A 23,153-nucleotide genomic window follows, 5' to 3' on the forward strand; every position below is an offset into this window, starting at 1 on the left:
GAGGGGACTGCTGCATGGGTAGGTGACATCTGATCTGGCTTGCCCGAGGGGATGGCCTGGAAGGATGGCATCGTGCCAAAGCCCTATCCCACCGAGTTCCGTGACGACGTCGTGCGCGTCGCGCGCAACCGCGAGCCCGGAGTGACGATCGAGCAGATCGCGAAAGACTTCGGGGTCCACCCGATGACGCTGCAGAAGTGGTTGCGTCGCGCCGACATCGACGAGGGCGCGAAGCCCGGCCAGTCGCGGTCCGAGGCGGTCGAGATCCGGGAGCTGAAGAAGCGGAACCGGTTGCTCGAGCAGGAGAACGAGGTTCTTCGGCGGGCGGCGGCGTATCTGTCGCAGGCGAACCTGCCGGGAAAAGGTGGTACCCGCTCGTGACGGAGCTCGCCGCTGACGGGATCCCCGTCGTGGTGACGTGTCGGGTTCTCAAGCTCTCCCGCCAGCCCTACTACCGGTGGCTGGCCGACCCCATCACTGAAAGCGAGGTGGTGGAGGCGTATCGCGCGAACGCGCTGTTCGACGCGCATCGCGAGGACCCCGAGTTCGGGCATCGGCTCCTCGCGGACGAGGCACGCGACGCCGGCGAGGCGATGTCGGATCGGACCGCATGGCGGATCGCCTCCATGAACGGGTGGTTCAGCGCGTTCGGCAAGCCCAAGCGGGGTAGGAGCCGCCGGCCCGGCCCGCCGGTTCACGACGACCTCTGCGCCGTGGTCGATGAGGACGGTCGGACCCGGCATGTGTTCGCCGCGGACGCGCCGAACCAGCTCTGGCTGACGGACATCACCGAGCACAAGACCGTGGAGGGCAAGCTCTACCTCTGCGCGATCAAGGACGTCTACTCCGGCCGGATCGTCGGATACTCGATCGACTCGAGAATGAAGTCGCGGCTGGCCGTTCAGGCGCTCGAGAACGCCGTCCAGGTGCGCGGCGACGTCGCCGGCTGCGTGGTCCATTCGGACAGGGGATCTCAATTCCGAAGCAGGAAGATGCTCCGCGCTCTGGCCCGCCACCGCATGGTCGGGTCCATGGGCAAAGTCGGCTCCAGCGGAGACAACGCCGCGATGGAAAGCTTCTTCGCGTTGCTGCAGAAGGAACGTCCTCGACCGCCGCTCCTGGACCACACGCGAACAGCTGCGGATCGCGATAGTGACCTGGATCGAGCGGACCTACCACCGCCGACGCCGTCAAGCCCGCCTGGGCCGTTTGACGCCCATCGAGTTCGAGACCATCATGAACACGACCGACGCACTGGCGGCGTGACTACAACCTGTCACCTATCCATGCAGCAGACCCGAGCGCTTCGTCAACGAGGCACTCGCGTACCAGGACACCTCGTGGATGTTCGTCGACACGGACCCTCGGACGGGCGGCAGCGAAGCGCACCGGCATGGCTCGCGTTCGAGCACGCGTTCGCGCAGCGATACCCGATCGTGGGTTTCTCGCCGGGCGCGGCCCCGATCGGGCGGTCAGCACCGACTCGTTCGGCGAGTTGGCGGATTCATTGGACATCGACGCGGCACGCCTGGAAGCGACCGTGGCGACATTGAACGCGGACGCGGTCCCTGGACGCGACAAACGATTCCGGCGTGGCGACAGCCCACAGAACCGGTTCCTCGGGGACGCCTCGAACGAGCCGAATCCGTGCCTCGCGCCATTGACGGTGCCGCCGTTCTCGGCCGTGCCGATCCATGTCGGCGTGCTCGGGACGAGGTAGGTGTCGGGATCCTCGGTGCGGGGCCCATCGGCCGGACGCATGCGGAGACGGTGACGGCGACGGCGGGCTTCGCACGCACCGCGGTGACGGATCCGTTCGATGGCGGCAGGGTGCTCGCCGAGGCGTTCGGCGTCCGGCATCACCTCGACCACCACGAGCTGCCGACGGCGAACACGGTGGACGCGGTCATCATCGCTGCGCCCAAACAGTTCCACGTCCCGATGGCGCTCGAGTTCGTGGCGGCGAGCATCCCGGTGCTCGTCGAGAAGCTGGTGGCGACGTCGCTCGAGGAGGCGCTCGCGCTCGTCGAAGCGTCGGAGCGCTCGGGCGTTCCCGGCCTCGGCCACCATCGCCGCCACTATCCGGTGCCGCGACGTGCAAAGCAGCTCACCGAGGCAGGACGGCTGAGGCCGTTCGTCGTGGTCGACGTCACCTACTTCCTGTCGAAGCCTGTCGAGTGCTTCGACATCGCCCGGCGCCGGACGGCCGCGAGCGGTGGGGCGTTCCTCAGCAACCTGATCCGCGAGATCGACCTGCTTCGATATCTCGTCCGCGAGATCACGGATGTCACGGCGCTCGCGTCGGCGGCAACGAGCGGGGGTTCGGCGTCGAGGACACGGGCACACTGACGTTCGTGTTCGAGAACGGCGCACTGGGCTCGCCCCATCATCACGGAAACGGCGGCCGGCCCGTGGAACTGGGATCTCACCGCAGACGATTCGGGACGTCTCCCCGCTCACCAGGTGGAATCGCATCGCATCGGGAGGGGCGAGGCGTCACTCACGCTGCCGACGCTGGACGAATGGATGCACGCGGGGGAGGGGGCTGGGTGGAGCCCATGGAGGCGCGGCGCGTGCAGTGGACGGTGACGAGCGCCTACGTCGAGCAGTTGCGGTCACTTCGGCGACGTGATCGCCAGCCGCGCGGAACCGCTCGTGAGTGCGCTCGAGGGGGCAACCGACCTGGCCACCGTGGAGTTCGTGGCCGAGGCGGTCATGATGCGGAGGGTGACGGCCGTCGCGGCGCTGAACGCGCGGGGGCTGAGTCCCGCCGACGGCGGATGTGCCGTGTCCCCCACGGGGACACGGCACATCGCTGCGCTCTGTCGGTTGTCGGTTGTCGGTTGCCTGGCGTCTCAGAGCTCGAGCTCGTCGTGGTCCGCTTCGCTCGACGAGGCCGCAGTGCGGCTCTCGAGAATCTTCGCGAGGGTCGTTGCCCTCCGCTCGTGCTTCTCTGCATCGCTGAGCAGCTCGTCGACGTCCGCCGGCGCGTACGGCGGACCAGGCAGTCCGCGAAGGCGTGCTTTCGCCACATGCTTGGAGAGCGGCGGCATGAGGTGGTGAATGGCCTCGTCCTCGCTGATGCGTCGCTTCATCGGAACCTCCGTCGTTGTCCGGGGTCCGGATGACCCCGCTGCGGAAAGGCTCCGTTTCGACACTGAGTAAAAATGCGAGTTCCGCCCGCGCGCGCGTCGTCGCGAATGGCTACAATCAACCAATCAACCAATCAACCAAGTACGTGGTTGACGCGTTGCTCGGATTCCCGATTCACAGCTTCGTGAATCCGCCGCGGTGACGAGGGGCAGCGGCCTCCCATGCCGAAAGCGCGGTCCCTTCGAAGCCATCGCGGGCGCTTCGCAGATGAGCGGGTGGTCGGGTAGCGCGTTGGTGCCGGGTGGGGGCGAGGACTTCCGATGATGGAAGTGCTCACACTGCGCATCCGCAGGAAGACCTTGACCTGCAGCTCGCTACCTCCGCGACCACTGACCTGACGGTGTTCTGTCGTCTCGATGAACTGGGCCTCGGTTGTGTTGCTAAACCCATTGGAGGGTCGCGGCGAGGCAGATCGCGGAGTGGTAGTTGCGGGCGGTCTTGTCTGAGCGCATCGTGATGCCGCGCCATTGCTTGAGCTTGTTGAAGCACCATTCGACGACGTTGCGGCACTTGTAGCGTTCTCGCTGCCCGCGCCCGAAGTGGATCGGTCGGCCGGGCCGCTTGAGACGGTGGGCGATCTGATCATCACGTTCGGGAATCTCGGCGACGATGCCGCGCTCGCGCAGCCAGGCGCGATTCGCTTTCGACGGGTACCCCGTGTCTACCAGCAACCGGTCCGGCCGTGACCTCGGCCTGCCGGTTCGCCCGGGGACACGGATTTCGCAGAGCACGTCGATGAGCATGCTCGTGTCCGCCGCCTGGCCTGGCGTCAACAGGAAGGCCAGCGCTCTGGCCTTCCCGTCGCAGACCAGGTGGTTCTTGGTGGTCAGCCCACCGCGGGAGCGACCGATCGCGTGGTCAAAAGGCTCCGCCCCGAACTTCTTGCAGTTCGACCTGGCCCCCTGTGTCCCGACGCAGGGTCGCCCCGTGCTGGTGCACGCGCACGATCGTCGAATCGATCGACGCGACCCAGTCCAGCTCGCCACGCTGATGCGCGAGGGAGTCGACCTTCTCGAGCACCCGCGCCCAGACACCCTGCTCGGACCAGCGGTTGAAGTTCTTGTAGATCGTGTTCCAGTTCCTCCGCGACGGAGTGCAGATCGCGACGCTGGACCCGTTCGCTGGATACAAGAAGGCCCTCGACGACGAACTCGACGACGCGACCGCGGCCCTCGACGCGTTCCATGTGGTCAAGCTTGGCACCGCCGCGGTCGACGAGGTCCGCCGCCGCGTCCAGCAGGATCTTCACGGGCATCGTGGGCGCAAGGGTGATCCGCTCTACGCGATCCGCAACATCCTCCGCACCGGACGGGAGAAGCTCACTGATCGGGCTCTTCGGACATCCGGTGGGGTCATGGGGTGAGGCCGCCGGCGGCGAGGAGCATGCGGAGTCGGTAGTTGTGGCGGTTGCGGTAGCCGCGGGCGAGGCGACGGTGGAGCTCGATGATCCCGTTCACTGCCTCGGTGCCCCCGTTCGATGAGCGCCCGGTGGTGAAGTATGCCAGGAACGCGGCTCGCCAGCGTCGGAGGGTGCGGCCCAGGCGTGCGATCTCTGGGATCGGGCAGGTATGGAACGAGTCGACGACCTTCTGGGCGATCCGCCGCCCGGCGGCGAGGTCCTTCTGGTGGTAGGTGGAGCGGAGTTGTTGCGCGCACTGCCACGCGATGAACACCTCGTCGTGCGCGGGGTCGGCTTCGATCGCCGCAGTCAGCCGCGTGCGCTGGCGGTCGGTGAGGTTCTCCGCTCCCGCGCGGAGGATGGTCTGGATCCCGTAGAGCGGGTCGCTCTTACGGCCCCGGTGGCCGAGGGTGTCTTGCTGGACGCGCCTGCGGACCTCGTCGACGGCGGCGGTGCCGAGCTTCACAACGTGGAACGCGTCGAGCACCGCGACGGCGTCCTGCAGCTTGTCGTCGATCGCGGTCTTGTAGCCGGCGAACGGATCCAACGCCGCGACCTTCACGCCTCGGCGGAACGCGTCGCCGCGCTCGGCGAGCCAGGACGCGTAGGCCTTCCCCGACCGGCCGGGCACGAGGTCCAGCAGCCTCGCCCGCGTGTTCCCGTGGTTGTCGCGGGTGAGGTCGACCATCCCGGTCAGCTCCTTCGGTCCACGCTTGCGAGGGTCTGTGTGATGCCAGACATGCTCGTGGGCTGACCCCGTTTTGTAGGTCCAGTCGTTATGTGAGTGGTCCTGTCGCCCGAGGGTTCGGGCAGGGAGACTGGTCAGATCATGACGAATAGCAGGAAGCGCCACACCCCGGAGCAGGTCGTCCGAAAGCTTGGGCAGGCCGACAGAATGCTCGCCGACGGCGCCGACGGCGCCGACGGCGCCGACGGCGCGGACGTCGCGGCGGTGTGTCGGGAGCTCGGCGTGTCCGAGCAGACGTACTACCGGTGGCGGAACCAGTATGGCGGCCTGAAGGCCGACGACGCGAAGCGGCTCAAGGAGCTCGAGAAGCAGAACGCCACTCTGAAGCGACTGCTGGCCGAAGCGGAGCTGGAGAAGGCCGCGCTCAAGGAGTTGGCTGAGGGAAACTTCTAGGCCCGGGTAGGCGCCGCGCCGCCGTCGCTCACCTGATCAGGACACTGCAGGTGAGCGAGCGGATGGCGTGCCGGCTGGCCGGGCTGAGCAGGTCCGCGTACCGTCGCCCGCTCAAGGGCGACACGACCGCCGACCCGGACAGGGCGTTGCGGGACTGGCTGCGCGGTACGCAAAGAAGCACCCGCGGTGGGGATACCGCAGGGCCTACCACGACGCTCGCGGCGAGGGGTGGGCCGTGAATCACAAGAAGATCCAGCGGCTCTGGCGCGAGGAAGGCCTCCGTGTCCCCCAGCGGCGGCGGCGCAAACGCGTCGGATCCTCGACCGTTGACGCCCCGGCAGCGGTCGCCCCGAATCTCGTGTGGGCGGTGGACTTCCAGTTCGATGCCGACGAGCAGGGCCGCCCGATCAAGATCTGCTCCATCGTCGACGAGCACACCCGTGAATGCATCGGAGGGCTTGTCGAGCGGTCGATCACCGCGGACCGACTCACTGCCCACCTCGAGGACCTCGCCGCCGTCCGCGGCGCGCCCGCGGTGCTCAGATCAGACAACGGCCCGGAGTTCATCAGCGACGCGATGGCCGACTGGGCCGGCACCCGCACCGGCCTGTTCTACATTCCGCCCGGCTCGCCCTGGCACAACGGGTATCTCGAGTCGTTCAACAGCAGGCTCCGCGACGAGTGCCTGAACATCAACAGCTTCTACTCGCTGCTGCACGCCCAGGTCGTGATCGGCGACTGGAAGACCGAGTACAACCACGACCGCCGACACTCATCGCTCGGATACCTCGCACCGGTCGACTACGCTCGGCAATGCACCCATCAACTGGAAACCGACGACTCGCACAGCGACCGGACCGAATGAGGGGGGCGGCCCACTCGTCGACTCCGAGCGTGGTCACGCCATCGAACCTGGTCTCGTCCGCGGCGAGCTTCTCCAGTTCCGGTTCGACGGCCCGCCACACCGTCTTCCACGATGTCCCGAGCTGCCGGGCCAGTCCCGCGATGGTCGCGTGCTCGCGACGCAGCTGCCCGATCGCCCACGCGACAGCGCGGGTAGTGATCGAGCCGCGCGGCGCGACCAGTCCAGGGACCTGCTCGACGAACGTCTTCCGCGGGCAGTCGGCATCGCCGCAGCGCCAGACCCGCTGCCGCCACACGATCCGCACCCGCGTCGCTGCGGGCACGTCATGCAACACCCGTCGGCGGCGCCCCCGACCGGCCGCGACGACCCCGCACGACGGGCAACCGGTCGGAGACGGCGGGCTCGAGACCGTGACGACGAGCAGCCCCGAGCGGCGGTCGGCGTGCTCGACATGGACACCGTCCAGGCCCAGGAGCAAGTCGCAGCGGGAACACGGGCAGGCGGCAGAGCGCGCGTCAGCGCACCCCGAACTATGGTGAGACACGTCGAGGTCCTCGTCATGGAACAGCAGTTGGCGCTACTGATCCTCGGGGACCTCGACCCCTACCCACCGACCATCACCCGGCGAGCCTCACCCCCACCGGATGTCCGAAGAGCCTTAGCGGCTCTTCGGACATCCGGTGGGGGTCATGGGGTGAGTCCGCCGGCGGCGAGGAGCATGCGGAGTCGGTAGTTGTGACGGTTGCGGAACCCTCTGGCGAGGCGGCGGTGGAGCTCGATGATCCCGTTGACGGCCTCGGTGCCGCCGTTCGATGATCGTCCGGTCGTGAAGTAGGCCAGGAACGCTGCCTGCCAACGGCGGAGGGTGCGGCCGAGGCGGGCGATCTCGGGGATCGGGCAGGTGTGGAATGTGTCGACGACCTTCTCGGCGATCCGCCGCCCCTCGACGAGGTCCTTCTGGTGGTAGGCGGAACGCAGTTGCTGGGCGCACTGCCATGCGACGAACACCTCGTCGTGCGCGGGGTCGGCCTCGATCGCTGCCGCGAGCCTGGTCCGCTGCTTCTCGGTGAGGTTCTCGGCGCCGGCGCGGAGGATGGTCTGGATCCCGTAGAGCGGGTCGCCGGTCCGACCGCGATGCCCGAGGGTGTCTTGCTGGACGCGGCGGCGGACCTCGTCCACAGCGGCGGTGCCGAGCTTGACGACGTGGAACGCGTCCAGCACGGCCGTGGCGTCTTCGAGCTTGTCGTCGATCGCGGTCTTGTAGCCGGCGAACGGGTCAAGAGCTGCGACCTGCACGTTCTTCCGGAACGCTTCGCCGCGGTCTGCGAGCCAGGACGCGTAGGCCTTCCCGGAGCGGCCGGGCACGAGGTCGAGCAGTCTGGCCCGCGTCTTTCCGGTGCTGTCGCGGCTGAGATCGACCATCCCGGTCAGTTCCTTCGGGCCGCGCTTTCGGGGGTCGACGTGATGCCAGATGTGCTCATCGACGCCGAGGGTGGTGACGTTCTCGAACCGGGACTCGTCCTCAGCCAGTTTGACCAGCTCGGGCTCGACGGCCCGCCACACCGTCTTCCACGACGTTCCGAGCTGACGGGCGATACCGTGCACGGTGGCGTGCTCGCGGCGCAGCTGCCCGATCGCCCAGCCGACGGCGCGCGTGGTGATCGACCCGCGCCGGGCCACCAGACCCGGGAGCTGCTCCACGAACGTCCGTCGCACGCATCCCACCTCGTCGCACCGCCAGACCCGCTGCCGCCACACGATCCGCACCCGCGTCACGCCGGGCACATCATGAAGCACCCGTCGGCGACGTCCGCGGCCGGTCGCGACGACCCCGCACGACGGGCAGCCGGTCGGTGCCGCCGGGCTCGAGACGGTCACGATCAGCAGCCCGTCACGGCGGTCAACGTCCTCGACATGGACCCCATCGAGGCCGAGCAGCAAGTCGCAGCGGGAACACGGGCAGGCGGCGGAGCACGCGTCAGCGCACCCCGAACTATCGTGAGACACGTCGAGGTCCTCGGTTGGAGCAGCAGTTGGCGCTACTGATCCTCGGGGACCTCGACCCCTACCCGCCGACCATCACCCGGCGAGCCTCACCCCCACCGAATGTCCGAAGAGCCCCTTTAGCGGCTCATCGCAATCGAGGGTGTAGTGGCGGGTAGCGCGTCGCTACCCGGGTAGGGGTCGAGGTCTTCCGACGATGGAGGTTCCTACGCCTTCCAGCCGAAAGACCTCGACGTGCTCCACGCTACCTTTGTCCCTGCTGACCTGTCCGCGTTCTGTGGTCTCGATGAACTCGGGCTTGTCGCGATGCGGCAGGTAGTCGAGCCGGATCGGGCGGTCATCGAGTGCCGGGTGATCGAGCCAGACGACTGGTGCTCCCGCTGCGGGGCCGAGGGCATCCCGCGCGGGAGCGTGGTTCGGAGGCTTGCGCATGTGCCGTTCGGGATGCGTCCGACCACGCTCCTGGTGCGGGTGCGCCGCTACCGGTGCTCGGGCTGCGGTCGCCTCTGGCGGCAGGACCTGACGATGGCGGCCGAGCCCAGATCGAAGCTGTCGCGTGGCGCGCTGGCCTGGGCGCTGACCGCGCTCGTGGTCGACCACCTCACCGTCGCGCGGGTCGCGGATAATCTCGGCGTCGGCTGGCACACCGCGAACACCGCGGTCCTTGCCGAGGGCCGCCGTCGCCTCATCGATGACCCGACCCGGCTCGATGGCGTCACGGTGATCGGTGTCGATGAGCACGCTTGGCGACACACCCGGCTCGGTGATCGGTTCGTGACCGTGGTCATCGACCTGACGCCGGTGCGCGACGGGACGGGCCCATCGCGGCTGCTGGACATGGTCGAAGGTCGTTCGAAAGCCGTGTTCGCTGCCTGGCTGGCGCAGCAGTCGCCAGGCTTCCGCGCCGGGATCGAGGTGGTCGCGATGGACGGGTTCTCCGGGTTCAAGACCGCCGCAGCCGAAGAGCTCCCCGACGCCATCCCGGTGATGGACCCGTTCCACGTCGTCCGGCTCGCCGGCGACGCGCTCGACCGGACGAGGCAGCGTGTTCAGCAGGACACGCTCGGGCACCGTGGTCATGCCGGTGACCCGCTCTACGGCGTTCGGCGCACCCTCCACACCGGCGCAAGCTTCCTCACCGAGAAGCAGACCGCACGGCTCGACGCGGTGTTCGCCATCGAGGAGCACGTCGAAGTCGAAGCGAGCTGGGGCATCTACCAACGCATCGTCGCTGCCTACCGCGAACCCGATAAGAGGCTCTTCGGACATTCGGTGGGGGTCATGGGGTGAGTCCGCCGGCGGCGAGGAGCATGCGGAGCCGGTAGTTGTCGCGGTTGCGGAAGCCGCGGGCGAGGCGGCGGTGGAGCTCGATGATCCCGTTCACGGCCTCAGTGCCGCCGTTCGATGATCGTCCGGTCGTGAAGTAGGCCAGGAACGCTGCCTGCCAACGGCGGAGGGTGCGGCCGAGGCGGGCGATCTCGGGGATCGGGCAGGTGTGGAATGTGTCGACGACCTTCTCGGCGATCCGCCGCCCCTCGACGAGGTCCTTCTGGTGGTAGGCGGAACGCAGTTGCTGGGCGCACTGCCATGCGACGAACACCTCGTCGTGCGCGGGGTCGGCCTCGATCGCTGCCGCGAGCCTGGTCCGCTGCTTCTCGGTGAGGTTCTCGGCGCCGGCGCGGAGGATGGTCTGGATCCCGTAGAGCGGGTCGCCGGTCCGACCGCGATGCCCGAGGGTGTCTTGCTGGACGCGGCGGCGGACCTCGTCCACAGCGGCGGTGCCGAGCTTGACGACGTGGAACGCGTCCAGCACGGCCGTGGCGTCTTCGAGCTTGTCGTCGATCGCGGTCTTGTAGCCGGCGAACGGGTCAAGAGCTGCGACCTGCACGTTCTTCCGGAACGCTTCGCCGCGGTCTGCGAGCCAGGACGCGTAGGCCTTCCCGGAGCGGCCGGGCACGAGGTCGAGCAGCCTGGCCCGCGTCTTTCCGGTGCTGTCGCGGCTGAGATCGACCATCCCGGTCAGTTCCTTCGGGCCGCGCTTTCGGGGGTCGACGTGATGCCAGATGTGCTCATCGACGCCGAGGGTGGTGACGTTCTCGAACCGGGACTCGTCCTCAGCCAGTTTGACCAGCTCGGGCTCGACGGCCCGCCACACCGTCTTCCACGACGTTCCGAGCTGACGGGCGATACCGTGCACGGTGGCGTGCTCGCGGCGCAGCTGCCCGATCGCCCAGCCGACGGCGCGCGTGGTGATCGACCCGCGCCGGGCCACCAGACCCGGGAGCTGCTCCACGAACGTCCGTCGCACGCATCCCACCTCGTCGCACCGCCAGACCCGCTGCCGCCACACGATCCGCACCCGCGTCACGCCGGGCACATCATGAAGCACCCGTCGGCGACGTCCGCGGCCGGTCGCGACGACCCCGCACGACGGGCAGCCGGTCGGTGCCGCCGGGCTCGAGACGGTCACGATCAGCAGCCCGTCACGGCGGTCAACGTCCTCGACATGGACCCCATCGAGGCCGAGCAGCAAGTCGCAGCGGGAACACGGGCAGGCGGCGGAGCACGCGTCAGCGCACCCCGAACTATCGTGAGACACGTCGAGGTCCTCGGTTGGAGCAGCAGTTGGCGCTACTGATCCTCGGGGACCTCGACCCCTACCCGCCGACCATCACCCGGCGAGCCTCACCCCCACCGAATGTCCGAAGAGCCCGATAAGACCAAGGGGAAGGAGATGATGCGGCAGGTGATCGATGCTGTCAGCAGCGGCGTCCCGGCCGCTCTCACAGAGATCCGCCGCCTCGGCCGGACATTGAAACAGCGCGCCACCGACGTGCTCGCGTTCTTCGCCCGACCCGGCACCAGCAACGGCCCGACCGAGGCGATCAACGGCCGCCTCGAACATCTCCGCGGCTCCGCCCTGGGCTTCCGGAACCTCACCAACTACATCGCCCGGAGCCTACTCGAGACCGGCGGCTTCAGACCGCTGCTACACCCTCGATTGCGATGAGCCCCTTTAGCAACACGCCCTAAGCGCCTGCCACTCCGGCATCCGAATCACCGCATCGCCAGGATGCTGCCCCGAGGACGGGAGCGTCAGGCGGCTCGCGCGGGTGAGACGCGCTCGTTTCGGCCTACTCCGAGTTCCCCTCGTTCAAGGTCCGAAGATCGTCGACGGTGAGCTGCTGCTCGAGGTCGGCCACGTCACCTTCGAATCGCACTCCCTCGCTCATCAATACGTCCTTCGGGTTGCGAGTGTCCGTTGGATCCGTCCACCTGAATCCATCAGCGACGTGTCCATTCCAGGAGAGAACGCGATAGGCATGCGGGCAGCCATGATGCTGTTGGAGATGTCCCGCGAGGGCTTGGGCGCTCGTGCCGACGACTTCCGCAAGCAGGTAATAGCTGGTCCAACGTCCGGCGGGAAGATTCTCGAGGATGGTATGAAGCTCCGACCAGTCGAACCGCCGCCCCGCTTCGAAGTCGTGACGATAGTTGGTCAGGATTATGGGTTCGATGATCGGTCGGGGCCAGATTTCCACCGCGTTCAACGCCAGTCGGTGAGCTCGGTCGCGGATTTGATTCTCGCCCCATTCGGGGAGCTGTCCGAGTCCCCGGTTCAGGCGGAGGGGGCTCTCCCTGAACCCGCCCTGCATGTCGCGCTTTTGCTCGAACGGACGGTCTGAGTACTCCGGGTTGTAGCCGGTGAGTGTGAGATTTCCGAGCGTATGGAGGAAGCGCTTGTGGACTGCCTGCCAGTCGACGCCAAGCGCTTCTTGCCACGTGCTGTTCGCGTTTTGTGGCATGATGTGTTCGATTGTGTACTCTGCGACTGACACGCGTTCTTTGCGACCGTGGTTCTCGAGCCTGTCGAGAAGATATGTGCGACGCTGGAAGCTATAGATGTCCGAAGTGGTGAGGGCCTCGATGAACTCCTCGTCGGTCGGGAAGCGTCTGTAGTCGGGGAACGTGAGGAGCCGAGCCGCAATGCTTTCTGCGTACCTCGCGTCGTCGATGATCGTCGTGATCGTCGCCATCGTGTTGTTGAGGCTGTTGGTCGGGATTCGACAGGCGGCGCGGCGGAACACGTATGAAATGACGGTGTCGAGAATCTCGATGAACTGATCTCGATCGAGAATGCCGGCCGCGTAGTCCGCGTAGAGTCGGAGTTGTAGCGGATATGCGACATCGGTGAGCTCGTCAAGATCCGTGAAGCGGTGTGCGAGATCCGTGTCCTGCTCCTGGCCGAGCGCCATTGCCGCATACCAGCGGGCGTATCGCGCGAGGTCGTCGACCAATGATGCGCGCGTGACGCCCAATGCAAACTGCTGGGACGCGTAAGCTTTGAACGCATCGTAGATGTCGGCGCGCCGAGGAATCGTGCCGCTCGTGACGGTGAGGAAGTGGCGCACGAACTGATCGAATCGCGATGGCTCGTTGCGGAACAGTGTCTCCATGGGGAACCATTGCGACTCGTACAGCCGCTCCTGCTCCGTGGGCGGAAGATCCATGAGTACGAAGTTCCGAATGAGGTCAGCCTGCGAGAGTTTCTTGCCGGTCGCATTCATCGACTCGAACACGAGCTGGGGGTCGTCGCTTCCTCGAGTGAGCTTCACGTCGACGACCACGAGTTTGTCGAGGCCGGAGCAGATCGTTGCGAGCTCTTCGGGTGTTGCTTCCCGGAGCTTCTCGACGAAGAACGTGAAGTTCGTGAATACTCGCGAGTCCGTGGAGCGAGTCGCACCGTGCCTGATCACGTCCTTGAGCGCTTCTTTGTCGGCCTGTGTCAGAATCAGTTTGAAGTAGGCGTCGCCCGATTCATACTCATTGGTGAGGTAGATGCCTCGGATCTTGCGTGGCGAGAAGCCGTCGATCGGCTCCTGTTGGTCGTCGGGTAGCTCGTCGAGGCGGGCCGCAAGTGCCGCGAGCAGGAGGGTGACGGTCGTGACGCGCTGTTGGCCATCGATAATGAGGTCGGGCTCGCGAGAGGTTCGTGTTCCCTCGTCGCTCTCGATATACACGATGGAGCCCGTGAAATGATTCGCCAGCCGTTCGGGACTTCCAGCGCGCTCGATGTCATCCCAAAGCTGTTCGCATTCCGTCAGATCCCACGAGTACACGCGTTGGTAGATCGGGACGACGAAGCGATGCGCCTTCTTGAGCAATTCCATCAGGTTGGTATCGACAGCTTTCATGGAGTCACTCCCTTGGTGTTGGCGATGTGCGAGTCGAACTCGACTCGCGGCCGTTCGTTGGCGAACCGCGGTGCCAGCGACTCCATCTGGTCCATGACCTGCATGATCGCCTCCGGCTGCTTGTCGGGTGGGTATTTGTACTTCACGAGAAGGCGTTTGATCGATGCCCGGAGCTTTGCTCGCACGTCGTCGCGGATGGTCCAGTCGGTGCGAACGTCCCGGCGCATCACGGCGACGAGCTCGCGGGCGATCTGGGCGAGGACGTCTTTGCCCTGCATGTCCAGCGCCGACTGATTCGTCGCGACGGCGTCGTAGAACGCGAGTTCGTCAGTCGAGAGTGGGGGAGTGAAGTGCGATCCTCGGGACGATTCGGCGGCGACTTCCTTTGCGAGCTCCACGAGTTCGGCGATGATTTCCGCGGAGGTCAGCTGCTGGTTCGTGTAGCGGTTCATGATCTCGGCGATCCGTTCCGAGAACGTCCGCTGGCGCGTGAGGTTGCCGCGCGTGGCCGTGACACCGACATCCGTGAGCGACTTGCGCAGCGCTTCGATCGCGAGATGCGCGTTGGGGGCGCATTGGGCTTTGGCGAGGTAGTCGGGTCCAAGGTCGTCGAGTGTCAGGCGCGGCAGGCCTGCGGCATCGTAGATGTCGACCACGTCGCTGGGCGCGATGGCGTCGGCGACGAGGCCGCCGAGCAGTCGTGAAACCTCGTCTGGGATCGGCTCGTCGCGCGCCTGGCGGTCGGCGGCGTCGAACTTCGCCATCCAGACGCGCACTTCCTCATAGAACGCGATCTCCTCATGGAGTTCGACGAGACCGTCGCGCCCCGACGCGAGGGCCCAGGCTCTGGCCAGCCGTCCGGTCGCGGCACGGTATCTCGACGCGAGCCGCTCGGCGCCCAACTCTTCCGCGTTGAGCGGGTTCGATGCGTCACGGAGGTGGTTCGTTGCCATCGTGGCCGCGGTGCGCCACGCGCGTGAGCCGCCCTGGGCGACGACGGCGCGCCACTCGCAGCCCACGAGCATTTCGCGGATCTGCGCCGTCAGCTCGGCCGCAATCGCCACTGCTTCGTCGACGTCGCGACCGATCGGTCTGTTCTCTTGATCGGTGACGGTGTACTCCGAAAGCGCCTTCGCAAGGTTGTCGGCCAGCGGCGCATAGGCGACGAGCAGACCGTCTTGCTTCCCTCGGAACGTGCGATTCACCCGGGCGAGCGTCTGCATGAGCAGCGCGCCCTTGAGAGGCCGGTCGAGGTACAGGGTGTGCAGTGGGGGAGCGTCGAACCCGGTCAGCATCATGTCTTTGACGATCACGAGTTCGAGCTCGTCGGAGGCATCCTTCAGCCGTGCCTTGATGGCCTTATTCTCGGACTCACGCCGCACGTGATCGCTCACCGGCGGGGCGTCCGAAGCGACCCCCGAATACACGACCTTGATGCGGCCCCGGCCGAGTGCATCCGAGTGCCAGTCGGGCCGTAGGGAGATGACCGCCGAGTAGAGGCGTGCGCAGATTTCGCGGGTCCCTCCGACGATGAGCGCCTTGCCTGGCGATCCGAGGAACGGTTGCATCCGCTCGCGCCGTTCTTCCCAGTGCTGCACGAGATCGGCAGCGAGTGTCTCGATGCGCTCGGGCGCACCGTAGACGGCGTTCACGACGGCGACGGATGCTTCGAGTCGGGCGCGTTCGGTGTCGTCGAGCCCGAGCGTGACTTCGTCGGCGGCCCGGTCGATGTCGTCTTCGCTCGCGTCCGCGGCGAACGAGACCTTGATGAGTCGGGGTTCGAAGTACACGGGGACGGTGGCGCCATCGTCCACGGCTCGCGTCAGGTCGTAGATGTCGATGTAGTCGCCGAACACTGCTCGGGTGTCGCGCTCGGCGAACGAGATCGGGGTGCCGGTGAACGCGATGAGGGTCGCGTTCGGCAATGCGTCGCGGAGGTGCCGTGCGTAGCCATTGAGGTCGTCATAGTGACTGCGGTGTGCTTCGTCGACGACGACGATGACGTTGCGTCGGTCGGTGAGGAGTGGATGCTGCGTTCCCGACTGCTTCTCGTGCTCGGTCAGCCCGAACTTCTGGAGCGTCGTGAAGTAGATGCCGCCCGTCACCCGGTTGCCGAGCTCGTCGCGCAGCTGGGCACGTTCGCGTACCTGCGTGGGCATTTCTGCGAGCAGCAGGCTCTGCGCGAAGGTCTGGAAGAGTTGCCCATCGAGTTCGGTGCGGTCGGTGACGACGATCACGGTGGGGTTCTTGAGTAGGGGATGGCGCGAGACGAGGTTCGCGTAGAGTTCCATCTCCATCGACTTGCCGGAGCCCTGCGTGTGCCAGATGACGCCGGCCTTGCCGCTGGTCTGCACGGCCTGCACGGTACTGCCGACGGCCTTCGTCACTGCGAAGTACTGGTGCGGCTTTGCGATGCGCTTGGTCAGTCCATCGGCATTCTCGTCGAATGCGGTGAAGTTGCGCACGAGTTGCAGGAAGCGCTCGGGGTTGAAGAGCCCGTTGAGTGCATCGTCGATGGGTTCGACCGACATTCCGTGTTCGACTCGCGGCTGTGCGAGCGGGTCGCCATCGTCGTCGACGTTCCAGGGGGCGAAGTGGTTGAGCGGGGTGAAGGGTGTGCCGTACTTTGCGTCGAGGCCGTCGCTCGCGAGCGTGAACACGCAGAAGCGGAACGCCATCGGAAACTCGCGCAGGTAGGTCTGGAGCTGTGCGTGCGCCGGCGCGACACCTGAGGCTTCGGAGCCTGCACGCTTCAGCTCGATGACGACCAGCGGCATTCCGTTGACGAACAGGACGATGTCGAATCGGCGGTGGTGGTCGCCCTGTCTGATAGTGACCTGGTTGACGGCGAGCCAGTCGTTGTCGAGCACGGAGCCGAGCAGCCGCAGCCGCAGATTCTGTTCGAGGCCGTCGCTGTCGATGTAGCTCAGTGGATAACCACTGACCAGGTACTGGTGGATGCGGTAGTTCTCGGTGATCGCGTCCTGTGAGGTGGGCGCGGCTATTTCGGCGATCGCCTGCTGCAGGTACTCGGCGGGGACTCCGGGGTTGAGGCGGCGAAGCGCGGCGAGCAGGCGCGGGCGTATGAGCGGGTCATCCCAGGTGTCGCGTTCGCCGCTCCCGGGGGCGATGGATTCGCCGGGGAGCGGTCGCCAGTCGAGAGGCTCGGCGAGGGTGTCGAGCGCGTCCCGCTCCCATGCTGCTTCGGACATGGGGTTCATGGCTTCCATGTCTTCGTGGTCACTTCTTGGCGATGCGCTGTTCGGCCATTTTGCGCATGACGTCGAGGAATCCGGGCACGAAGTCGCCCCAGACATTGTCGATCGCGTCGAGATCGATCTTGCCGGTGTACACCTGCTCGCACAGGCGCATCCAGCCTTCTCCTGTTGCACCGGTGAGGGCGGCTGCGACGCCCGCATTGATGACATTGCCGGCACCGGGAATGAGGGCGAGCAGGCCACCCGCGAGCGCGCGCCCGGTGAATTGCACGCCGAGCTGGGCGAGTGCACCCGCCGAGAGCATCGTCTTGATCTCGAGGTCGTAGATGACCGCGATTCGCCCCATCATTCCGAGCTGGAGCGGCGCCAGAACGGCAGCATTCGCAACGGGAACGGGGACCGCGGCGACACCGGCGGCTGCCGCCGCGGCCACGACAACCACTTTGCGGGCCATCTCTCGTTTCCAGGGGAGGTTGAGTCGCTGGGCGATGCGAAACGCATCCTTCTCGTTGTCCGGCGAGAGTTCGAGGGTCTCCGAGACGAGCTCACCGAGGCCGTGCCCCTTGGCCTTCCCGTGACGGTCGAGGGTGGAGGTCAGCAGGAAACGTTGGAACGGGACGTCGATCGGCTGCGCGGCGTTCTCGTCGACCGGGTTGCGGAGCCAATCGCAGAACTCTTGCGCGCTGAAGCTCGGGGTCCGTTTGCCGGTAACGGGGTTCGTGATCCAGTCGACCTTCGTCAGCACGACGATGACGGGGAGCCCTCTGCGATCGAGCTCTCGAATGACGTCGATCTCCGGTTGCTGCAGCCGGCCGGCGTGGGCGTTGACGCAGTACCACACCACCGAGATCTGCTCGATCGCAGGCCGTGCGGCGATCGTGTCGAGGCTTTCTTCCAGCAGCTGGAGGGGAAGCTTTGCGCCGAGCTCGAACCCTTCGAGGTCCCAGATGCCGAGCGAGTCGTCGTGATAGTAGTTCGCTCCGCGGGTCACGGGCAGCCCCGTACCGACCTTGGCGATGTCGCGCTCGAACACCGCATTCACCAGCGACGACTTGCCGACGCCCGTCCCGCCGAGTATCGCCAGGTTGAACCGGCCATAGCGGGACTTTGCTCCAGTGGTCGCTTCGAAGAATGGGCGCTTTTCGAGCTCCGGAGTGGAGTCTTCGGGGTGTTGAGGTTCGATAGACATGTCGTTTGGCCTTTCGGGATGGGGGATTCGAAGTCAATTGTGGCGAACGTGATCAGGCGCCTGCAGCGGAGGCCGCGGCCTCCGCGTCGCGCACGCGCAGCTTGCCCGACATGAGCTGGGGCAGCAGCGCGTCGCGGGTCGCGGCGAGGGTGCGGTTCTCGGCGAGTGCTGCCAGCGCTGCCCCGTGTAGTGCTTCAGCCGTTGACGCAAACATGGTCAGAGCATAATCTGACGGAACACGCACTCGGAGACGTTTGAAGTTCCCACGGCTGAGCTCGAGGAATGTGGCCCCGTTGGCCCACGATAGGAATTCGCTTCGCCGGTCATCCATCTCATGGAATAGCCACCATCTCATTCTGGCATCTCGGGGTTCGACAACGATGAAGCCCTGGTTTAGCGCGGTGGGAACGATGTTGATGGCGACTGCTCCAATTGTGGCGCGTGAGGTTAAGAGAATCGCGCCGGGAGCGAATAGCTTTGAACTGCAGGCATTCAGGCCCGCGGGTGTGAGGGTCCTTGATGTGGAGTCTAAATATGGACCCGCAAGGGTGGTAATATCGGTTGGGGTTGCCCAACGGATTTCGCCATCCCAGAATTTGGCGTTCTTTGTGCTAGGTGTTCCCCCGCCGCTGATGACTGCAAGATCCGCGAACGTGGCGCCCCAATGTGCGTCTCGGACTACTAGCGCAAACTCCGACGAAGCCAACTCTATTGCAGAGGCGGCGAGGGCGGTGTTGGCCGCGATCTTGTCGTCGAGCGCGCCCAGCACCTCGGCGATCGCCTGCTGCTCGGGGATAGGTGGGAAGTCCAGACGGATTTGCGCAATGTCCTTAACGTTCAGGCTGCTGAAGACAGCACCCACGTTCATGAGTCGATCAACCTCGGACCACCACTGGGGACTGCGGACAGCCCAGCGAAGGAAATTCTGATCATCTTGCGTTCCGTTGGTTCGAAGCAGAACGAGGTTTTCCCCAATTGCGCAGCGTAGCCCGTCGGGTATCGGTGCTGTATCTCCGACGCGCCCACGGCGTGTGACCAGTATGTCGCCCCCAATTGGAGTGGTGCGACGATTCCACTTAATGAGGTCAGTCTCTGAGATCCTGCGCGCCTTATCGACAATCACCCTGCCGTCATGGATGTCAGGAATGGTGATGTATGGGAACCCCGAAATTTGTGCTGCTGGTGTTCTGTGCTCACAGTCAAGGACGGAAACCCCGAAGTTCGAGAGTGTTTGGGTCATGAAACCCGCTCCAGCTGTTCCCGCACTATCGCGGCAAGACGTGCCGACTCGGTGAATTGCGCCTCAAGCTCTGTCCGAAGTCGCGCGAGCTTTTCCTCGATCGGCTCGCCGTAATCTTCAGCCTCGGGCGCGCCGACATACCGCCCAGGCGTCAGCGCATAGTCCGCGGCCTTGATCTCGGCGAGCGAGGCCGAGTAGCAGAAGCCCGGGACATCCGCGTACTCGCCGAGCGCTGCGCTCGAATCGACGCCCCGCCACGCATGGAAGGTACCTGCGATCTTTGCGATGTCGTCCTCCGACAGTGCCCGCTCGGCGCGGTCGACCATGTGACCGAGGTTGCGCGCGTCGATGAAGAGCACCTCGCCGGCCCGAGCGCCCTTGTCCTTTGCGAAGAACCAGACGCACACCGGAATGCCGGTCGAGCGGAACAGCTGCGTCGGCAGCGCGACCATGCACGACACCAAGTCGGCCTCGACGATCTCGGCACGGATCTTGCCCTCACCGCCAGAGTTCGACGCCATCGAGCCGTTCGCCATCACCACACCGGCCTGCCCCCCGAGGGCGAGCTTCGAGAGGATGTGCTGGATCCACGCGTAGTTCGCGTTACCGGCCGGCGGAACACCGAAGCGCCAGCGCGGATCCTCCTCGTTGCGAGCCCAGTCCTTGATGTTGAACGGCGGGTTCGCCATCACGAAATCTGCTTGCAGATCGGGGTGCAGATCGCGGGCGAAGGTGTCGCCCCAACGCGGGCCAAGATTGCCCGAGAGCCCGTGGATAGCGAGGTTCATCTTCGCCATCCGCCACGTGCGCTCGTTGAGCTCCTGCCCATAGACGGAGATGTCGCTGCCCTCGCCGTGGTGGGCGTCGAGGAACTTCTCGGCCTGCACGAACATGCCGCCCGAACCACACGCCGGGTCGTACACACGCCCCCGTGTCGGCTGCAACACCTCGACGAGCACGCGCACGACACCCGCAGGCGTATAGAACTCGCCACCCCGCTTGCCCTCGGCGGCGGCGAATTTCTCGAGGAAGTACTCGTACACCTCACCGAGCAGGTCGCGTGCGCGGCGACCGTCGGCGCCGCTCTGCCCCTGGGCCGTGAAGCGTGCCGAGTTGAAGAGGTCGACGAGTTCACCCAAGCGACGCCGGTCGACGTTGTCGCGGTTGAAGATGCGGGGGAGTGTGCCCGAGAGCTGCGGGTTCGCCCGCATGACGGCATCCATCGCCCCGTCGATCAGCAGGCCGAGCGACCTCTCCACGCCATCCACCGACGCGCCCTTCGCGTTCTCGGCGAGGAACCCCCACCGAGCCTTCGCAGGAACCCAGAACACGCCGCGGCCCGTGTACTCGTCGGTGTCGTCGATGAGCTCGGCGATCTGCTCAGCGTCGTACCCATCGGCGGCGAGCTCGGTGCGGATGCCCGCTCGCCGCTCGTCGAACGCATCCGACACGTACTTCAAGAAGACGAGCCCGAGAATGACATCTTTGTACTGCGAGGCATCCATCGATCCGCGCAGTTTGTCGGCGGCCTTCCAGAGCGTGTCTTTCAGCTCCTTCATCGTTGACGGCGCCTGCGGGGCGGCTTTCGTGGCGCGGGGCATGTCGATCCTTACTGAGTGGATGCCGCGGGGAGGACCGCGGCATCGGGGTGTTCGGGGACGTGGGGGTTGGGGGTGAGAGCCACTGCTCCAGCGGCGACACCGCTCGCGAGGAGCTCCGCGTACCGATCGAGTTTGGCAGCTCGGTCGAGGAGTGCGTCGCGCCGCGCAGCGATCTCGGCCAACGCCCCCGAAGAGGAGTGATCGCTCGCGGGGAAACGCGTCGGAGCAGCCATCGGTTCCACGCGCCTGGCCCGGCGGCTTGCCCGATGATGTCGATCGCGATGAGTTCGGGAACGAGCCCACCAGCGTCACCAGCCGTGACGCGCAGCACGCGTGCGGTATACCCGACGATCTTCGAGCCCTCGACATCGACCCACGCGGCAGCGGTCGGGCCTGTACGGAAGATCACGTCGCCCGGCTGTGTGAGGGCTGCTGACGGGTGCAGCGTCGCGAACGCGAACTGATCAACACGGGTGCTGCCGATTGTGCCCGGATCGTCGAGATCGGCGGCTGACACCACGATCAATCCCTCAGTGCCGTGCAGGGTCGAGTCGAGCCGTGTTCCCGGCACCACTCGCAGATGGCCGTCGCGGACCGCGTCGGCGACCGCCACCGAGGAGCGGGGCGAATCAGTAGCGGGGATGACTCGAAGTGGTTCGATGTCGCCGCGCACCGCATCGGCGGTCGTATCGAGCAAGGCCGGAAGCTCGTGCGCATCCCGCGGAACGCGTTGCGTTGCGGGCGAGGGCATCGAACCAAGGATCGAGCCGCCGCGCGCCAACAGGGTCGACGTGCGCACGGGCCGGGCGAAGCGGAACGCGTGCGCACGCACCTCGCCCCGCGTGCCGAGGCTCGCGAGCAGATCGGAGACGAGGTCCGCTCGTGCGGCACTCGTGAGGGCGACGTCGGTGAGGTCCGCGACCAGCGTGAATCGCTCGCTGATCGTGACCTGCGCCATCGGCGCACCCAGCACCCAGAGGGCCAGCGCTTCTCGCGGGGTGCTCTCAACGAGGCCAGGGGTGAGGCGCGCGACGCCACGAATTCGCCCAGTACGCAGGATGTCACTCCGGACGAGTTCTGCCGCCGGGTCGAGGCCGTCGACCATCGCTCGTGCCGGGCCGATCACGACAGCTGAATCCAGCGCGCCCATTCCCAGCGCGACGTCGTCGATCGCGCGAAGCATGGCTACAGCATCGTCACCACGACCGGCCGGCACCCGAGCCACCACAACCGACCGGGATGCTTCGCGCGCGTCCGGGGCCGACAACCAGCGGCCGTCCGTGACCAGTCTGCGTCGCGAGCGGCGGGCGTCCGCTCCAACGGGCAGCGAGAGCTCGGCCTCGTCGCCGAGTTCTTCGGCGAGTGCTGCGGTCAGCTCAGCATCGTGTGGGTCGAGCACCGCCGTCACATCGTCACCACCGTCAGTGGCGTGCAGTACGAGCGCGCGGGTCGCCTCAGCGACGAGCTCGATCACGTCGTCCGCCAGATGGCCGTCGGAGCCCGCCGGGCGCAGAGAAGTCGCGCGACGTCGAGCGACGAGCGCAAGTGCGCCCGATGGGGAGTATGCGGCATCGATCAGGAGCTCGGCGTAGCTCAGCCAGTCCGCGCCGCGCTCGGCGTGCGCCTCGAGTTCCGAGCGAACGTAGTCGTCCTGCGGGTCGGTGTCTGCCGCGACCGTCCGCAAGGTCGCGGGGGAGAGGTCGACGAGTGCACCGCGCTGCGAATAGAGCGTGATGAGGGCTTCGATCTCAGCGACGGACTGTCGGTGCGAGAAGGAGAACCCGGGCGGCGTGGCCGCGGCCGCAGCGTCCGCCCGCGCCTCTCGATTGTTGCCATGCTCAGTGCGCGTGAGCCACTCGGCAACTTGTGCCGCGTCGAACAGCATTCGCCCGCCGCGCTCGTCAACGGCGCACGGAAACGGGACCGCAGCCGCCGCGAAGCGCGTGCGCCACATCGACACGACGGGTCGCTGCACCTCGGCCAGCCGGGCAATGCCGGCCAGGTCGATGAGGAGCGACGGATTCGAGGTCATGCAGGCAGCGTACCGAGTGCACGATCGAATCGGTGTACGACGATGATAAGCGGGGTTATCAGCACGACGCGCGCATCGGTGTGCCGGGAGGCGTCACGATCTCCCCATGAACAACA

11 protein-coding genes and 7 pseudogenes are annotated in these 23,153 nt (G+C 66.2%); 6 read left to right on the top strand and 12 right to left on the bottom strand.

Going from position 1 to position 23,153, the window contains the following annotated elements; translation table 11 throughout:
* Positions 1 to 72: 72 nt before the first annotated feature.
* A pseudogene (locus tag HNR16_RS17645) lies at positions 73 to 1,266 on the top strand (IS3 family transposase).
* A 78-nt stretch (positions 1,267 to 1,344) separates the two neighbouring features.
* On the top strand, positions 1,345 to 2,349 hold the full coding sequence (locus HNR16_RS17650; protein WP_158042199.1) for a Gfo/Idh/MocA family protein: 1,005 nt from the start codon (positions 1,345 to 1,347) through the stop codon (positions 2,347 to 2,349).
* Positions 2,350 to 2,855: 506 nt separating this feature from the next.
* On the opposite strand, the gene HNR16_RS17655 is transcribed toward HNR16_RS17650, so the two are convergent.
* The 3 genes from HNR16_RS17655 to HNR16_RS18495 all read right to left on the bottom strand — a co-directional run bounded on the left by HNR16_RS17655 (position 2,856) and on the right by HNR16_RS18495 (position 4,173).
* A complete protein-coding gene (locus tag HNR16_RS17655) occupies positions 2,856 to 3,095 on the bottom strand; it encodes a hypothetical protein (protein ID WP_158042198.1) in 240 nt (79 codons plus the stop codon).
* Positions 3,096 to 3,533: 438 nt separating this feature from the next.
* Positions 3,534 to 4,004 carry an IS5 family transposase gene (locus tag HNR16_RS17660; protein ID WP_225738013.1) on the bottom strand — a complete coding sequence of 157 codons (471 nt, stop codon included), beginning with the start codon at positions 4,002 to 4,004 and terminating at the stop codon, positions 3,534 to 3,536.
* A 7-nt stretch (positions 4,005 to 4,011) separates the two neighbouring features.
* A complete protein-coding gene (locus HNR16_RS18495; RefSeq protein ID WP_225738014.1) occupies positions 4,012 to 4,173 on the bottom strand; it encodes a hypothetical protein in 162 nt (53 codons plus the stop codon).
* Positions 4,174 to 4,243: 70 nt separating this feature from the next.
* Here HNR16_RS18495 and HNR16_RS17665 point away from each other — a divergent pair.
* A pseudogene (locus HNR16_RS17665) lies at positions 4,244 to 4,483 on the top strand (transposase); the annotation flags it as partial.
* Positions 4,484 to 4,505: 22 nt separating this feature from the next.
* On the opposite strand, the pseudogene HNR16_RS17670 reads toward HNR16_RS17665, so the two are convergent.
* Positions 4,506 to 5,297: pseudogene (locus HNR16_RS17670) on the bottom strand (ISL3 family transposase); the annotation flags it as partial.
* A gap of 84 nt (positions 5,298 to 5,381) precedes the next feature.
* Between HNR16_RS17670 and HNR16_RS17675 the strand changes: the two are divergent.
* Positions 5,382 to 6,558 (top strand): annotated as a pseudogene (locus tag HNR16_RS17675) (IS3 family transposase).
* 13 nt (positions 6,559 to 6,571) lie between these two features.
* Here the strand turns inward: HNR16_RS17675 and HNR16_RS18940 are convergent.
* Both HNR16_RS18940 and HNR16_RS17685 read right to left on the bottom strand, forming a co-directional pair.
* Positions 6,572 to 7,102, bottom strand: a pseudogene (locus HNR16_RS18940) (helix-turn-helix domain-containing protein); the annotation flags it as partial.
* A 143-nt stretch (positions 7,103 to 7,245) separates the two neighbouring features.
* On the bottom strand, positions 7,246 to 8,565 hold the full coding sequence (locus tag HNR16_RS17685) for an ISL3 family transposase (protein WP_420850449.1): 1,320 nt from the start codon (positions 8,563 to 8,565) through the stop codon (positions 7,246 to 7,248).
* Positions 8,566 to 8,796: 231 nt separating this feature from the next.
* Here HNR16_RS17685 and HNR16_RS17690 point away from each other — a divergent pair.
* A pseudogene (locus HNR16_RS17690) lies at positions 8,797 to 9,816 on the top strand (ISL3 family transposase); the annotation flags it as partial.
* Between the two features lie 25 nt (positions 9,817 to 9,841).
* Here HNR16_RS17690 and HNR16_RS17695 read toward each other — a convergent pair.
* Positions 9,842 to 11,161, bottom strand: a complete 1,320-nt coding sequence (locus tag HNR16_RS17695; protein WP_420850437.1) for an ISL3 family transposase — start codon at positions 11,159 to 11,161, stop codon at positions 9,842 to 9,844.
* Between the two features lie 111 nt (positions 11,162 to 11,272).
* Between HNR16_RS17695 and HNR16_RS17700 the strand changes: the two are divergent.
* Positions 11,273 to 11,572: pseudogene (locus HNR16_RS17700) on the top strand (transposase); the annotation flags it as partial.
* A 124-nt stretch (positions 11,573 to 11,696) separates the two neighbouring features.
* Here the strand turns inward: HNR16_RS17700 and HNR16_RS17705 are convergent.
* The 5 genes from HNR16_RS17705 to HNR16_RS17725 are packed head-to-tail and all read right to left on the bottom strand — an operon-like array spanning position 11,697 to position 20,963.
* Positions 11,697 to 13,757 carry a DUF262 domain-containing protein gene (locus HNR16_RS17705; protein ID WP_158042166.1) on the bottom strand — a complete coding sequence of 687 codons (2,061 nt, stop codon included), beginning with the start codon at positions 13,755 to 13,757 and terminating at the stop codon, positions 11,697 to 11,699.
* A complete protein-coding gene (locus HNR16_RS17710; RefSeq protein WP_218868758.1) occupies positions 13,754 to 16,978 on the bottom strand; it encodes a type I restriction endonuclease subunit R in 3,225 nt (1,074 codons plus the stop codon). The genes HNR16_RS17705 and HNR16_RS17710 overlap by 4 nt, the downstream gene beginning before the upstream one ends.
* A 19-nt stretch (positions 16,979 to 16,997) precedes the next feature.
* The gene (locus HNR16_RS17715) at positions 16,998 to 18,164 is read right to left on the bottom strand and encodes a GTPase (protein ID WP_158042164.1); all 1,167 of its coding nucleotides are present in this window, start codon (positions 18,162 to 18,164) and stop codon (positions 16,998 to 17,000) included.
* 52 nt (positions 18,165 to 18,216) lie between these two features.
* Entirely contained in the window at positions 18,217 to 19,404 is a 1,188-nt protein-coding gene (locus tag HNR16_RS17720; protein ID WP_158042163.1) for a restriction endonuclease subunit S, read from the bottom strand.
* On the bottom strand, positions 19,401 to 20,963 hold the full coding sequence (locus tag HNR16_RS17725; protein ID WP_158042162.1) for a class I SAM-dependent DNA methyltransferase: 1,563 nt from the start codon (positions 20,961 to 20,963) through the stop codon (positions 19,401 to 19,403). Before HNR16_RS17725 ends, HNR16_RS17720 begins: the two co-directional genes overlap by 4 nt.
* Positions 20,964 to 23,153 lie beyond the last annotated feature (2,190 nt).

It is taken from the genome of Pseudoclavibacter chungangensis (assembly GCF_013410545.1).
Classification (GTDB): domain Bacteria; phylum Actinomycetota; class Actinomycetes; order Actinomycetales; family Microbacteriaceae; genus Pseudoclavibacter; species Pseudoclavibacter chungangensis.